The sequence below is a fragment of the Clostridioides sp. ZZV15-6383 genome, from assembly GCF_020657735.1.
Taxonomy (GTDB): Bacteria; Bacillota; Clostridia; order Peptostreptococcales; family Peptostreptococcaceae; genus Clostridioides; species Clostridioides difficile_D.
The window spans coordinates 1-995 of sequence record NZ_JAGWCV010000128.1; the positions used below are offsets into that span (position 1 = coordinate 1).

Genomic DNA, 995 nt, shown 5'->3' on the forward strand with positions numbered 1-995 from the left:
GCTATACCTATCATTTCTCCTATTTCTACTAATGTGTTATTTAATGTAGCATTTATATTTTTTAATGCTAATTTATTAATAATATGTGTTTTCCCATTTAAAAAACTATCTTTTATTATTGATACAGCATTTGCTATATCCTTGAGTGAATCATCATCTTGTGGTGGTTGAACTCCGTTTGATACACTTACTAATTTTTCATTTACTCCATTCGCATCTGTTACTTTTATCTTAATTGTGTGTATTGCGTTATCTTCTAATGTGTAGTTAATTGTTTTCTCTACTGTTAAATCTGTTGTTATTGTTTCTTTTAAAGTATCATCTAGAAATACTTCTATCTTATTTAAATTATTGTCTAAATCTGATACTATGAATTTTACTTGTGTACTATTAAATTCATTTACTGTTATTTGAGGTAAATTATTACTCCTAGTAAATGTATATGTTCTTGTTGTACTAGCTCCGTTATTATCTGTAGCAACAATACTTATTATATTACTAGAACCAATTGGAAGAGCTAATACTCTTTCATCTGTTAACGTAATTTCCTTTTCTCTATTTTTCTCTATATTTGTGATATTTTCTAAAATAGTAGAATTAAGTTTAGTAACAACATTTACTGTATCTCTGTAATCTAAGTCATTTACTGTGTACTTTAAAGTAAATCCCTTACTTTTATTCCCTATATTTTCATTTGTCCCGCTTATGCTTGGTGCATTATTAGATTTTGTAAATGTATAATTTCTATAAATAGCAGATACCCCATAGCCACCTGTAACTTCTATTTTAATCTTATTAGTAGAGTTTAATTGAAGTGACAAGACAAGGGAATCAGGCACATTTATAATATATTGAGTATCTTTTACCACTTGCTTCGTATCAAACAAAACATCATTTAAATATGCTTTTACTGTGTATGTGTAACTATCTTCATTTGTTATTGTATAATCTATACCAAACCCTCTACTCTTAGAACCAAGCGAGCCATCTGTTCC

General features: G+C 27.8%; 1 pseudogene. It reads right to left on the reverse strand.

Features of this window, described 5'->3' with window-relative positions:
* A pseudogene (locus KGF42_RS19060) lies at positions 1–995 on the reverse strand (hypothetical protein); the annotation flags it as partial.